This is a genomic window from Sphingomonas sandaracina, assembly GCF_036663695.1.
Taxonomy (GTDB): domain Bacteria; phylum Pseudomonadota; class Alphaproteobacteria; order Sphingomonadales; family Sphingomonadaceae; genus Sphingomonas.
Genome location: NZ_JAXOJK010000005.1, coordinates 186,647 through 200,677 on the forward strand (window position 1 = coordinate 186,647; position 14,031 = coordinate 200,677).

Here is a 14,031-nt window from a genome sequence, read left to right on the forward strand (position 1 = left end):
ATCGATGCACGACGAGCAAGGTCTTGTGCGCGAACGACGCGCGCTTCTGAAGAATGGTTTAGTATTGGCGGGGGCTCTGGCGGTACCGGGTGCTGTATCCGCAACGACACGACTGGGTAGCCAACTTACCGCGCGCGACCTGAAGCCGATGACACAGCCACCGCTGCCACGCCCGACGGTCGCGCTGACCTCGCCCAAGGTGGTCCGGCCCGATCTGTTGCGTCAGGCGATGGCGTCACTCAGCCGCCATGGCAGCCGTATCCAGCATCATGACCGCATCGCGATCGCCGACTTCGCTGCACCCTCGGGCAAGCCGCGGTTCCACTTCGTCGACCTCGCCAGCGGGCGCAGCACGTCGCTGTTGGTCGCGCATGGCAGCGGGTCCGACCCTGCGCATACCGGGTATCTGGAGCGCTTCTCGAACCGCTTCGGCTCGAACGCCTCGTCGGAAGGCGCGTTCGTCACCGACGATTATTATGTCGGCAAGCACGGCCGCTCGCAGCGTCTGATCGGGCTCGATCCGACCAACGACAATGCACTCGACCGCGCGATCGTGGTGCATTCGGCCTGGTACGCGAACAAGGACATGATCGAGAGCCACGGCATGCTCGGGCGCAGCCAGGGTTGCTTCGCCGTCGGCGAGCGCGATCTTGACCAGGTGTTCGCCCGTCTAGGCGCCGGTCGGATGATCTACGCAGCCAAGGTCTGAAGAGCAGGTGGCTGGACGCCCGGAGATCAGACCCCAGTCTGGATCGTCCGGCCCTGGTTCATCCGACTCTGGTCCATCCGGCGCCGCGCCCGACGTGCGCCGCCGATCATCCCCGACCACATCAACGCTTCCAGGCCGGCATAGCCGAGACCGAGATGCTCGGGGCGCACGGCCAGGACATCCGCCAGCTTGATCGTCCCCGCGCGTAGCCCTGCCCGACCAATGTCGCCCCAGCGCCGCGCGGTTTCCCAGCGGATCAGGCTGATGTCGTGCGAGTCGCACGGGTACCGGGCCAGGAAGTCGGCCTGGATCACGCTCAGCGCGCTTCCCAGGATCGCCAGCGTCGCGCGATCCGCCACCGGTCGCTTGGCCATGTTGTGCGACACCATCAGCCGCGCGATCGTCTCGGCACGGTCGTCGAACAAGCGGGTATAGCGTTCGGTCAGCACGCGCGCGGCCGACGCCTCCATCGTGTCGGCGAACCGGTTCGATACGCCGCCGGGATGGACGCGGTACAACACCAGCGCCGTATCGAGCCGTGCGATCGCGCCGAAATGGCCGATCCGTTGATACAGGTCGAAATCCTCGGCGAACAGCAACTCGGGCCGGGTGATCGGATCGAGCCGCCGCGCCACCTCGGTCCGCATCATCGTCGACGACCAGACCAGCGGGTTCTCGATACAGGTGAGCCACGCGACCAGCGCCGGGGTGGTCGTCGGCGAGTAGCGTGACGGCGTGATCTTGCCTTCGCACAGGATCTCCGCGGACGTTCCCAGCAACACGGTGTCGGGATGCGCATCGAGATAGGCGACCTGGCGCGCCAGGCGATCGGGCCGGCAGATATCGTCCTGATCGAGCGCCGCGATGTAGCGTCCGCGCGCTTCTGCAAACCCCCGGTTGCGGGCGCGCACCGGTCCGCCGTTCTTCGCCATCGTGATCAGCCGCACGCGCGGATCGGGCCACGCCCCGATCACCGCGCGTGTGTCGTCTGTCGAACAATCGTCGACCACGATCAGCTCGAAATCGGTGAGGGTCTGCGCCTGCACGCTGGCCAGCGTTTCCGCGATCACGGCGGCACCATTATAGGCCGCCATGACGACGCTCACGCGCGGAGCGGCGTTGGCGTCGGACGCCGTCACGCCGCCGCCAGAACCTTGGGCGGCAGGACCTGCTCGACGATCATCATCCCCACATCGTTCTGCCAGAGCCAGAGCCCGTTCGCCTGCCCGGAAAAGCTCGTTTCGCCGCCAAGCGGGCCCCAGGGTACGAAACCCGCGGCAAGCCCTAGCCCGTAGAGCCCGGCGATCGGCACGCCGTCCGCATCGACGATCCGGCAATGGCGATCGACCATCGGCTTTCCCGCGTCCGCCGCCAGAGCGATCGCCGTCCCGTCCTGCCCGACGATCGGCAACCCGATCGGTCGATAGCCCAGCGCCGCGATCACCAGGTCCGCGTCCTCGATATGTGCCCGCGCCACCGCGTCGTCGTCGCCCGTGATCCGGTGAAGGGCGACGCGCGGATCGGCCGTACGGCCGTCGACCTCGAGCATCCGCAGCACCAGATCGCGCGCTTCGAGGCGGAACCCCGCCAAGCGGTAGACGAACCCCGACACCGGACAGAGGTCGTCCGGGCCGAAGTCGGTGAACCCCTCGGCATGTGCCGCCTCGACCGAGTGATAGAAGGGCCGCAACGGCCGTCGGTGCAGCAGCGTGATCGCCCCGGCGCCGAACGGCAGCGCCGGCTGGCTCTTGAGCAGCAGCGCGATCGTCGTCAGCGCGCTGGTCGATCCGCCGATTACCGCGATTCTGGGATTGCGCCGGCCGGTCAGCAGGTCGGCGACCTTCTCGAAGCCACCGATCGTCAGGACGTCGTCGGACTGCAGCAGCCGCCCCGCCGCCAACTCCACCAACGGCGCCCCCGCCACGTTCTGCGCCGCCAGCCGTTCGAGTGGCTGGTGTCCCCCCGCCGCTACGACGACGTTGCGCGCCAGTTGTTCGAAGACGTGCCCATCCGAGACCCGGCGGAGCTGCACGCTCCACAGCCCGTCGCCGACGCTCCTGGCCGCCATGGCGTCGTGCCCCGTCAAGACCGTGCCGCCCTGTGCCGCGACGATATCGGCCAACCGTGCGCCGGTGGCACGCAGCAGCGGCCCGACCTCGACCAAGGGCACGCCGAGCCCGGCTTCGTGCGCCGCGACGGCCCGACCGGTCGGGTGATCGACCAGGCTGGACAGTTCGGGATGGATATTGTCGCGCACGGCGCTGAGGAACGTCTGTGCGGTCGAGTCCGAGGTGATCGCGTAGCGACCGAGGCGTCCGCCGCCGATCTCGGCGCTGCGGTCGACGACTACCAGCCCGGATGCGGCGAGCTCGGGCAGCAATCCGCGTTTCGTGGCGGCGGTCAGCATCGCCGTACCCGCCGGCCCGCCACCGACGATCAGCACCGACGCGACCGCCGGTGTCGTCCGTGCCGTCGCGGGCAGGCTGGACCAGCGACCGACCGGCGCGGCGACCTGCGCGGCGACCGCGGCGCAGGCCTCGACGAACGCGTCCGCGGCGCGACACGCATCCTCGACCGACATCGCATCGGTGATCGGCAACGACATCATCCGCGCGCCGACCCGGTCCGCGATCGGTGTCGGTTCGATCAGCGACGTCGCCTGGAACCAGGGCTGCTCGCCGAGATGCGGGCTGAAATAACAGCCGGTACCGATGCCGTCGCGGGCCATGCGCGCGGCCACCGCATCACGGTGCGGCGCGAGATGCTCGGGCAGCAGGACCGGCATGAACTGCATCGCACGCCGCATGCCGCACACCTTCTGCATCTGGAATGCGGACAAGGTCTCCCGGTACGTCGCCTCGATCGTCGCACGGTGGACGGCGACGGCATCGATCTCCTCGAGCTTGGCGCGGGCCGCGATCGCCAGGATTTCGGGCATCTTGGCGTTGATCCCCGGCAGGGTCGCGCTGCGGCCGCTCTCGAACCCGAAATTGCCCATCGCGCGCAGCGTATCGATCAGCCGCGTATCGCCACTGTGGATCAACCCGCCCTCGCCGACCGCGAACGTCTTGGTCGCGTGCAGCGAATGGACGATCGCGAACGGCGCCTGCGCACCGAACCCCGCGCCCGTTGCATCCAGCGTCCCGAGCGACGATGCGGCATCGATCACCACGCCGACGCCGTAGCGGTCGCGGTAGCCGGCATAGCGGTCCAGATCGATCGCATTGCCGAACGTCGCATAGGGCAGGATCACGCCGATCCGGTCGCCGTAGCGCTGCAACAGCCGCTCTTCCGTCTCCGGACAGGCACCCCAGTCGTCGAGATCGACATCGCAAATCAGTGGCGTGAGGCCAGCCCAGGCGGCAGCCTGTGCGGTCGCAGCGAAGGTCAGCGCCGGCATCAGCGCGAGCGTACCGGGTTTGGGGTTCAATCCGCCGCATGCCGCCCGGTTCGCCTGGCGGATCGCGAGCATCAACCCCAGCGTCGCATTGCCGACCGCGAGGCTCGCGCCGTGCCCGCCGAACAGTGCGTCGGTCACCCCCGTCTCGAACGCGCGAACTTCCGGGCCGTTGTTGCTGTATACCCCTGACGCCTCGACGCGGCGCAGCGCATCGAGATGTTCGCTCAACCGTGGCGGGTTCGGTGCGATCAGGGGGAGGCGTATCATCGGCGATCCGGTCTGTTGTGCGGCAGGTCCATGACCCACCGCCTCCTAAGAACCAGTTACGCGAGCAAACGCCAATATATGCAGCAAGGTCATTTCCTTACACCACCCCGGATCGGTCCGGGGTGGTGCATGACTATCAGCGCACCAGCGGCAGACTGATATAGCTTTCGTCGGGGCCCGCCACGGTGATCTTCTGCGTCGCCTTCACGTAATCCTTGGGCTGCGCGAAGAAGATGTTCGGGACGAAGGTCTGCGGGTTGCGATCGTAAAGCGGGAACCAGCTCGACTGCACCTGCACCATGATCTTGTGCCCCGGCAGGAACACGTGATTGGTGGTCGGCAATGCGAATTTGTACTTGAGCGGCACGTTGGCAGCGATCGGCTTGGCGACCGCGAGGCTCTCGCGGTAACGCCCGCGGAAGATGTCCATCGCGACCGACAATTGATACCCCGCCATCGTCTTGTCGCCCGGCGTTACGTCGGGATACACGTCGATCAGCTTCACCACCCAGTCGCTGTCGGTACCGGTCGTCGAAGCGGTCAAATTCACTTCCGGCACGCCGGCAATCGTCGTCGGCGTGGTCAGCGCATCGGTCGTGAAGGTCAGCACGTCGGGACGCCCCGAGACGGCGCGCTGATCGTCGACCAGCCACTGCTTCCAGGTCGATCCGGTCGCGTAGGTCGGCAGCGTCGGGCGTACGCGGTAGCTGACGGGCGCAGCAGGATCGGAGATGTAGTCCGCAGTCGCCGCCGCGCCGCCCGCCGCCTGGAAGCCGAGCGCACCACCGGGCTTGAGGTAGAGCGGCGTGCCTGCGGTCTGCGCGGTCGGCCACTTGTCGAGCCTTTGCCACTCGTTGCGCCCCGACTGGAACATCGTCACCGGCGCGACGTCCATCGCCGGCTGGTCGCTCTTCAAGTAATGCGCGAGGAAGGGCGCGAGGACGTGCCAGCGCCACCATTTGGCGGTGTCGGCATCCCATTTGATCGCGCCGAGTGCGCTGCCGTCGCGCACCTCCTGGCCGTGATACCAGGGGCCCATCGACAGATAGACCATGTCGTTGGCGGTGTCCTTGGGCTCGAGCGCGCGGTAGACCGCGGGGGCGCCGTAGATGTCCTCCTGATCCCACAGCCCGCCGACGATCAGCGTCGGCACCTTCAGCGGCTGGCCGGCGAGCACGGTGTCCATCGCCTGGGTCGACCAGAACGAATCGTACGCGGGATGCTGCGTGATCTTGCGCCAGAAGCCGAGCTGTTCGAGGCCCTGCGCCTTGCCGATCGCGCCGGCCGAGCCGCCCTTGAGGTAATAGTCGTAATCGTCGGCGGTGTCGGTGATCCACGGCGTGCCGGCGTCCTTGGTCGCCTCCTGGCTGAGGACGTAGGGCATCATGCCCTGGCGGAAGGCGCCGTTGTGGAACCAGTCGTCGCCGCGCCAGCCATCGACCATCGGGTTCATCGGCACCGACACCTTCAGCGCGGGATGCGGGTTGATGAGCGCCATCAGCGGCAGGAAGCCGTCATAGCTGATCCCACTGATCCCGACGCGGCCATTCGATTCGGGGACGTGCTTCACCAGCCAGTCGATCGTGTCGTAGGTATCGGTGGAATCGTCGGTCTTGGTCGGGTTCTGCGGTGTACCGGCGCGCGCCGGGTTCATCATGTAGATGCCCTGCGATCCGTGCATCCCGCGGACGTCCTGGATCACGCGGATATACCTCGCCGCGGCGATCACGTCGCCGGCGCCGTCACCGTTCTGGAGTATCCCCGCATAGGTGCCGCTGTCGGGCTTGGTCTGGCCGTCCGCGTCATAAGGCGTGCGCGTCATCAGGATGCCCGCGTCCTTCGCGCCCTTCGGCACGATGATGACGGTGTGCAGCTTCACCCCGTCGCGCATCGGGATCTCGACGACCTTGCGCACATAATCGTAGCCGACGTCGCGCGGCGCCATCTTGGCGGGGCGTTCGTCGTAATTCTGTGCGATCGCGGGGGCGGTCGTAGCGGTGGCAAGCGCAGCAAGCGCGCAGGCGGTAAGCAGACGGGGCATCGATATCATTGTCTTCTTCCTTCCCTCCCGGACCGAAAAAGAAAAAGGCCCGCCTCCCCGTTATGGAAAGACGAGCCTCCTTTCGTAATACTCTAGACGATCACGCCGTGCGCGTGCCGGTCAGCGGGAAACTGCCGAATGCGCCGGCCGCGACGCTGCCCTTGAGGACGTCGTCCTCGACGGTCGCCTTGCAGTCGAGCGTCATCGGCATCGGTACGGTCATGCTCTGCTTCCAGGTGATCGTGTCGCCATCGACGTCACCAGTGACGTCCATGCCGCCCATCGCGCCCGATACCGCGCCGGTAAAGGTGCTGCCGGCGCTGTTCACGGTCAGCGTCATCTTCTGATCGCCCAGCGGCGACTTGACCACGCAATCCCAGCTGCCATCGACGTTTGCCATTGCTTTCTTCTCCTGAATTACTTGGCGCCGGCAACCGACGCCGCGGGGATGACCTCGACCGGCAGGCCGATGCTGTCAAGCTGCGGCCGCACCGTCTTCGCATCGCCGACCACGACCCAGATGATCTTCTTCGGATCGAGCGCCTGCTGGATCGCAGTGTTGAGTTGCGGCAGGTTAAGCCCCTGGTAGCGCTGGGTGATCGTCGCGTAGTAATCGTCGGGTCGCTTCAGCAGGTCGTTCTGCTGCATCGCGCCAAGCACCGCGTCGGACGTTTCGAAATTGCCCGACAGCGACCGGATCGCACCGTTGATCGCGCGGTCGAACTCGACCTGCGTCATCGGCTCCTTGCCGAGGAACGCGCCGATGTCGCTGCGCAACGCGGCGATCGACGGGCCGGTCTGGTCCGCCTGCACCGGAGCCGACAGGATATAGGGCGCGGCATGTTCCGCGACCTGGAACCGGCCCGACACGCCGTACGACCAGTGCTTGGTCTCGCGCAGGTCCATATTGACGCGCCCGAGGAAACTGCCGCCGAGCGCATCGTTGGCGGTCGCGATCGGCAACAGGTCCTGCGTGCCCTTCAAGCCCGTCGGTACGCCCGCGACGATCAGCGACTGCGGGCTGTCCGGACGGTCGATCACCACGATCTTCGGCGCGGACGGTGTAACGGTCGCGGGGAACGCCTTGGTACCCGCACCACCGGTCGGACGCCATGTACCGAACCGCGCATCGAGCGCCGCCTTCACCTCGGCGAGCGGTCGATCGCTGACGACGAAGATCTTTGCCTTGTCGGGCCGCAGCCACGCCTGCTGGAACGCGACCAGATCGGCGCGGGTGAGCGCTGCCACTGCCTTCGGGTCGCCGCTGCCCTGCGCCTTGGCATAGGGCGAGGTCGGCCCCAGCAGCGGCGGCAGGACGCGCGTCGCCAGACCTTGCGGGCTGGTCAGTTCCTGTGCGATCTGCGCGAGCTGCTGGTTCTTGACACGCGCGATCTCGGCGTCGGCGAACGCCGGGTTCTGCGCGATGTCGGCGAACAGGTCGACCGCAGGCGTCAGGTTCGCGCTCGGCACCTGCATCGACAGGAAAGTCCGGTCGTTCGACGCCCCCGAACCGATATCCGCACCAAGTCGCTCCTTGGCTTCGGCAAGCGCCACCGAGCCGCGCGTCGGCGTACCCTCGTCCATCATCGCCAGCGTTAGTTGCTGCGTGCCGAGCTTGCCGGGCACGTCCGCCGCCACGCCCGCATCGAAGCTCAGCACCGCCTGCGTCACCGGCACCGCGGTGCGTTGCGCGTACACGACCTCGATCCCGTTCGCGAGGCGAGTCCGCTCGACCTTCGGGAAGCTCAGGCCTGCCACTTTGCCGACTGCGGGCAAGGGCCCGCGCGTACCCTTTGGCGGCACTTCGGGCGCAGGCACCACATCGGCCTTGGGCGGTACGACCGCATTGGCATAGGCGTCGCGCGGCCCCGGTACGACGGTCAGCGAATAGGCCGGACGCGACAGCCATTTCGCCGCCGCCGCACGGACGCTCGCCGGCGTTTCCGCCGCGAGCTGCAACAGCTGTTTCTTGTAGAAGCCGGGATCGTTCGAATATAGCGCGCCTTCGGCCAGCGTCACGGCCTTGCCGCCGAACCCGCCGACGGATTCGAGGCCCTCCATCGTGCCCGCCGCGGTCGTCGTGGCGACGCGGCTGACCTCATCGGCGGTGGGCCCGTTCTTGATGAAGTCCGCGAGGATCTCGTCGATCCGCTTCGACACCAAAGCCGGGTCGACGCCCTGCCGGACGATCGCGCGGATGCCGAACATGCCGAGCTGGCTGAAACTGCGGTTGGCGGCGGAGATGCTGACGACCAGCTTCTCGTTCTTGACCAGCGCGGTATCGAACCGGCTGCTGGCGAGGCCACCGAGAACGCCCGCCGCGACGTCCAGCGCGGTACCGTCCTTGTCGTTCAGCCCCGGCACCACCCAGTTGCGGCTGATCATCACCGCCGCGACCCGGTCCTTGATCGTTTCGCTCACCGCCGCGGGCAGGGTCGGGATCGGCGCTGGCGGCACGATGCTCTCGGGGCCCTTCGGGATGCCGCCGAAATACTTCTCGGCGAGCCGCTTCGCGGTGACCGCATCGACGTCGCCGGCCAGCACGAGCACCGCATTGTTCGGGCCGTAATGATCCTTGAACCAGTCCTTCACCGTCTGCAGCGAGGCGGCATCCAGATCCGCCATCGATCCGATCGTGGTGTGGCCGTAGGGATGCGTCGCCGGGAACAGTCCCTCGGTGATCTTGTACTGGGTCAGGCCGTAGGGCTGGTTGTCGCCCTGGCGCTTTTCATTCTGGACGACGCCGCGCTGTTCATCGAGCACCCCCTGCGTGATCGCGCCGGTGAGATAGCCCATCCGGTCGGATTCAAGGAACAGCGCGCGATCGAGCGCCGCGGTCGGCACCGTCTCGAAATAATTGGTGCGATCGTAATAGGTCGTGCCGTTGAAGTCGGTAGCGCCAACCTGCTTCAGCGGTTCGAAGAAGTCGCCCGGCGCATTCTCGCTGCCGTTGAACATCAGATGCTCGAACAGATGCGCAAAGCCGGTCTTGCCCTTGGGCTCGAACTTCGACCCGACATTATACCAGACGCTGACCGCCACCACGGGCGCTTTGCGATCGGTATGCACGACGACGCGCAGGCCGTTCTTCAGGGTGAACTGCTGATAGGGGATGTCCACCGACTTGACGAGATCGGCGACCGGCGCAGGCTTTGCAGCACCCGCAGCAGGGCGTTGGGCGGCAGGTCGTTGGGCGGCAGGGGTCTGCGCCGTTAGGGGCGCGGCCGATAGAAGCGCTGTTGTGGCGACCCCGGTGGCGAGCATGGCAATAACCGTATCTTTCGAAACCATATGCGTCAGTGACCCTAGCCTTAAATTGCTGTCACAGCATAAGTACGCGACGGGTTTGAGCAACAGAATATAACGACCTCGCGACACGTCGAAGTTCGACACTCCAGCGTAGTCGCATTCATTCGTCGCGACGGCCTCTGCCGCCGCTACGGACGACTTGAACACTTTGTGATATTTTTTTCATCTAATAGTCGACACGCGTTTTCGATCAGGCGAGCCCTTGGACGGTCGAGCGTCCGAAATCAGGACGATTAGCGACCGATCAGGCTGATCGAAACTTTATCGAGCATTTAAGCATCAAGAGCGGTGTTAATTTACAATCGAATATTGTAGGCGCGCCGGCACAGGGGCCATTATGAATTCAAGGACACACCGTGACTGATACACTCAACACCGTCGAACTCGCCGCCGAACTGACCGCCGCGTGGCTCGCGAACCCCAATACGCGGACCGCGGCAGACGACGTGCCGGCTTTCCTGGTTGCGATGCACGCCGCTGTCGCAAAGCTTGTCGACGCGGGCGATGCCGAGCCCGATGCCGCCCCGGTTTTGACCGCAGAACCTGCCGTGTCGGCTCGCAAGTCGCTTGCCTCGCCCGACCACATCATCTCGATGCTCGACGGGAAGAAGTACAAGACGCTTCGCCGCCATCTCTCGACCAACGGCCTGACGCCGGAACAGTATCGCGAGCGCTTCAATCTGAAGCCCGACTATCCGATGGTCGCTGCGACCTATTCGGAAGCGCGCCGCGCGATGGCGAAGTCGATCGGCCTCGGCCGCAAGGCGGGTTCGACTGTCGAAAAGGCTGCCGACTCCGCCGTGAAGACGGTCCGCAAGTCCGGCAAGGTCGCGCTCGACGCCGCAAAGAAGACGCTCGGCAACGAAGCCTGAGCCTAGGTCGGGGGAAGGTCGCCTTCCCCCGCCTCCGCAAACCGTCTCCGCAAACCGCCCCGATACCCTCGCCGTGCTCGAGCTTACGTGCAAGGATCGTGGGCGGGTGACTTTGCTCGAATATCGTGCGCCCGGCCGCAACGCGAACACGCACCTGTCGAGACGTGTCACCCGCCGGACGGCCGACACCGCAACTCACCGCGCTACCGGGCATGACGAGCGCATACGTTGCGCCGAACCTCTGGACGCGCACCGAGCAGCGCGTCACCAAGGCCGCCAACCGGGGGCCCGGAGTGAGTGATTGTGCTGAAAACCTTGTGGAACATGCCTGCCAAGATCTGGCGCGACGATGCGGCCGACGACAAGACGGCCGGTAACAAGGATGCCGGCGAACCCGTGGCCAGCGGATCCTTGGCGGACATGGTTCGGGCGTTCGACGGATATGACGACGCCGAGACCTTGATGATCACCTGCGCCGGCCGAGACCGGCCGATCACCGCAGCGGAAGTTCGCGACCTGCGCCGCAATCATGCCGCCACTGCTCCGGCCCGAGACTAGCCTGACGACATGTAGAGCGTCGGCAGCCGCAACCGGTACCGTTCGCTCTGCCCTCTACCGCCACCGTATCGAAGGCCGTCATGTCAGTAGGCGCTGACTCGGCCTGTTCCCACAGTTCCGACGCGGCCGATGCACGAAGTTGGAATGGCCATAAGCCTTTGTAAGCTAACACTTTACGGGTTTCCCACCCCTCTGCTGTTGGGCAAAGGCGTGATGCATTGATCTTCTCGATCTGCGTCAACGTTCGGTCGCTTTAATTCAAGTTAATCAAAATCAGTATAATACCTTTCGAAAAATTAATCTTCGAAGGAACGATACACATCATTGATCGCTGTGATGCTTAGCAATCTGACAGATTGCTGCATCGTATCAGCGTTGCCAGCGAGATTCTGGCGGAACTTTCGAGTTTAGGAACCGTATCCGCGGCGACGGCTTGATACAGATTTCAGTTATTAGTTGCCGCAGTAATGGCAGCATTTACACGTCAAGCATAAAGGAGACTTCCATGCGTGCACTCGTTTGGCATGGCAAGGGTGACGTTCGCGTCGACACTGTTGCCGATCCCGAAATCCAGCATCCGCGTGATGCCATCATCAAGGTCTCGGCTTGCGCGATCTGTGGCTCCGATTTGCATCTTCTCGATGGATATCAGCCGACGATGCAGGCGGGCGATATTCTTGGTCACGAGAATATGGGCACTGTCGTCGCGCTCGGCTCCGAAGTCACCAACCTGAAGATCGGCGACCGCGTCGTCGTGCCGTTCACGATCAGCTGCGGCGATTGCTTCTTCTGCCGCAAGGGACTGTTCTCGGCCTGCGAGCGGACCAACCCCAATGCCGAGCTGGCGATCAAGGCGATGGGCCATTCGCCCGCCGGTCTGTTCGGCTTCAGCCATATGCTGGGCGGCTATTGCGGCGGCCAGGCCGAGTATCTGCGCGTGCCGATGGCGGATATCGGCCCGATCAAGGTGCCCGACAGCGTCACCGACGAGCAGGCGCTGTTCCTGTCCGACATTTTCCCGACCGGCTACATGGCGGCGGAAAATGCGCAGATCGAGCCCGGCGATACGGTAGCGATCTGGGGCTGCGGTCCGGTCGGCCAGTTCGCGATCCGCTCGGCGCTGATGCTCGGCGCAGGCCGCGTGATCGCGATCGACGAGGTGCCCGAGCGGCTGGCGATGGCCGAAGCTGGCGGCGCGGAGACGATCAACTTCGCCGAAGTCGACAGCGTCTATGACGAGCTCCAGTTCCGGACCAAGGGTCGTGGCCCCGACAGCTGCATCGATGCGGTCGGTTGCGAAGCCTCGGCTCACGGCGCTGCGGACGCGGTGCTCGACAAGGTGAAGGCGGCGACGTTCCTCGCCACCGACCGGGTGCATGTTCTGCGCGAGGCGATCATGAGCTGCCGGATGGGCGGCACGGTGTCGATCCCCGGCGTCTATGTCGGGATGGGCGACAAGATCCCGATCGGCGCGATGATGAACAAGGGGCTGACGATCAAGACCGGCCAGACCCACGTCCAGGCTTACACGAAGCCGCTGCTGGCACGGATCGAGGCAGGCGATATCGACCCGAGCTTCGTCGTCACGCATCCGGCCAGCCTCGAAGACGCGCCCGAGATGTACCAGAAGTTCCGCGACAAGCAGGACGGCGTCATCAAGGTCGTTCTTCGCCCATAATCGCCCGGACACGAAGCGCGCATGCGGTTCGTTTCGTGTCCCCCTGCCCCCGCTCCAACGCTGAGGATATGCCATGAGCGACAAGGTTCCGATGCCGGTAAGTGGCAATCCCGCCACCAAGGGCGCCCCCGATGGCGTCTCCGGTTCGCCCGCCGGCAAGGACGGCGAGACCGTGCACGGCAGGTCGCCCGGCGGGGAGAGCGGCGGTGGCGCCTATCCCAATCCGCATGCCGGCAAGGTCGCGACGAACACCGGGTTCATGGCGCATGGCGGCCAGAGCGATATCGCCTATCACGGCGGCGGTCAGGCCGGTGAAGACGGCGGGAGCGCCGCCAACGGCGTCGCAGGCTCGGATGGTGCACCGGCATCGACGATCGCCGCCGACCCGGACGCGGACCGCGTGCCGCATGCTCTCGCGGCAAACGAAGCCATCGAAGTCGTCGAAACGTCCGGCGTTGCCGAAGCCGAGGCTGACGGCAAGGTCGGCACCGACGCCCGTTACGAAGACGAGCAGAAGCAGCCCGGCGCCGGTTGAACCACCGACGTCGGTGTCCTGCCCGGTTTGAAAATCCCCTGCTTTGAAAATCTACCGTCGAAACCGGGCATCCTGCCCGGTCCACAGAAGAGGATCATGATCATGTCGGCTCCCGAAGATCTCAAGGAAATCTACACGGACGAACTGAAAGACCTCTGGTCAGCCAACGATCAGATGAAGAAGGTTCTGAAGAAGATCACCGCGAAGGCCAGCGACGCATCGCTCAAGACGATGTTGACCGACTCGCAGGCGGGGATCGAGAAGCACACCGACATCCTGAAGGACCTGATCGCCGCGAACGACGAGAAGGTATCGAAGGAGCATTGCAAGGGCATGGAAGGTCTCGCTGCCGAAGCCACCAAGCATGTTCTCGAGGAAGGTCCGGAGAAGGGCCCGCTGCTCGACGTGATGATCATCGCGCAATATCAGCGCATGACGCATTACGGCATCGCCGGGTTCGGCACGGCTGCCGCCTATGCCAAGGCGCTAGGCCTCAAGGACGACCACAAGAAGCTGAGCGCGGCCACCAAGGAGATCTACGGTGGCGACGAATATATGACGAAACTCGCCGAGACGACCGTCAACCTTCAGGCCGAAGACGCCTGATCCTATACCCGTCGGCGGTTCGCCGGCGGGTATCCTCTATTCGTACTTCGGCAGTT

General features: G+C 65.2%; 11 protein-coding genes. 6 read left to right on the plus strand and 5 right to left on the minus strand.

The window, feature by feature from the left end; all coding sequences use genetic code 11:
- Positions 1–4 precede the first annotated feature (4 nt).
- Positions 5–709, plus strand: coding sequence for a murein L,D-transpeptidase catalytic domain family protein (locus tag U1707_RS15665; RefSeq protein ID WP_332800996.1), 705 nt, complete (start codon positions 5–7; stop codon positions 707–709).
- Between the two features lie 26 nt (positions 710–735).
- Here the strand turns inward: U1707_RS15665 and U1707_RS15670 are convergent, their stop codons facing one another.
- The 5 genes from U1707_RS15670 to U1707_RS15690 all read right to left on the minus strand — a co-directional run bounded on the left by U1707_RS15670 (position 736) and on the right by U1707_RS15690 (position 9,681).
- Positions 736–1,848 carry a glycosyltransferase family 2 protein gene (locus U1707_RS15670; RefSeq protein WP_332800997.1) on the minus strand — a complete coding sequence of 371 codons (1,113 nt, stop codon included), beginning with the start codon at positions 1,846–1,848 and terminating at the stop codon, positions 736–738.
- Complete coding sequence (locus U1707_RS15675; RefSeq protein ID WP_332800998.1) at positions 1,845–4,376, minus strand: DegT/DnrJ/EryC1/StrS family aminotransferase; 2,532 nt, start codon at positions 4,374–4,376, stop codon at positions 1,845–1,847. The genes U1707_RS15670 and U1707_RS15675 overlap by 4 nt, the downstream gene beginning before the upstream one ends.
- 136 nt (positions 4,377–4,512) lie before the next feature.
- Positions 4,513–6,426, minus strand: coding sequence for a CocE/NonD family hydrolase (locus U1707_RS15680; RefSeq protein WP_332800999.1), 1,914 nt, complete (start codon positions 6,424–6,426; stop codon positions 4,513–4,515).
- Between the two features lie 91 nt (positions 6,427–6,517).
- Complete coding sequence (locus U1707_RS15685; protein WP_060525867.1) at positions 6,518–6,817, minus strand: hypothetical protein; 300 nt, start codon at positions 6,815–6,817, stop codon at positions 6,518–6,520.
- A 17-nt stretch (positions 6,818–6,834) separates the two neighbouring features.
- On the minus strand, positions 6,835–9,681 hold the full coding sequence (locus U1707_RS15690; RefSeq protein ID WP_332801000.1) for a M16 family metallopeptidase: 2,847 nt from the start codon (positions 9,679–9,681) through the stop codon (positions 6,835–6,837).
- Between the two features lie 401 nt (positions 9,682–10,082).
- Here U1707_RS15690 and U1707_RS15695 point away from each other — a divergent pair, with 401 nt between their 5' ends.
- From U1707_RS15695 to U1707_RS15715, 5 genes are all read left to right on the plus strand, one after another.
- The gene (locus U1707_RS15695) at positions 10,083–10,598 is read left to right on the plus strand and encodes a Ros/MucR family transcriptional regulator (RefSeq protein WP_332801001.1); all 516 of its coding nucleotides are present in this window, start codon (positions 10,083–10,085) and stop codon (positions 10,596–10,598) included.
- 303 nt (positions 10,599–10,901) lie between these two features.
- Positions 10,902–11,156, plus strand: coding sequence for a hypothetical protein (locus U1707_RS15700; protein ID WP_332801002.1), 255 nt, complete (start codon positions 10,902–10,904; stop codon positions 11,154–11,156).
- 505 nt (positions 11,157–11,661) lie between these two features.
- Positions 11,662–12,834 (plus strand): zinc-dependent alcohol dehydrogenase, encoded by a 1,173-nt coding sequence (locus U1707_RS15705; RefSeq protein WP_332801003.1) that lies wholly within the window; start codon positions 11,662–11,664, stop codon positions 12,832–12,834.
- Between the two features lie 73 nt (positions 12,835–12,907).
- Positions 12,908–13,369: a hypothetical protein gene (locus U1707_RS15710; RefSeq protein ID WP_332801004.1), complete on the plus strand. Its 462-nt coding sequence runs from the start codon at positions 12,908–12,910 to the stop codon at positions 13,367–13,369.
- A 102-nt stretch (positions 13,370–13,471) separates the two neighbouring features.
- Entirely contained in the window at positions 13,472–13,975 is a 504-nt protein-coding gene (locus tag U1707_RS15715; protein ID WP_332801005.1) for a ferritin-like domain-containing protein, read from the plus strand.
- Positions 13,976–14,031: the final 56 nt, after the last annotated feature.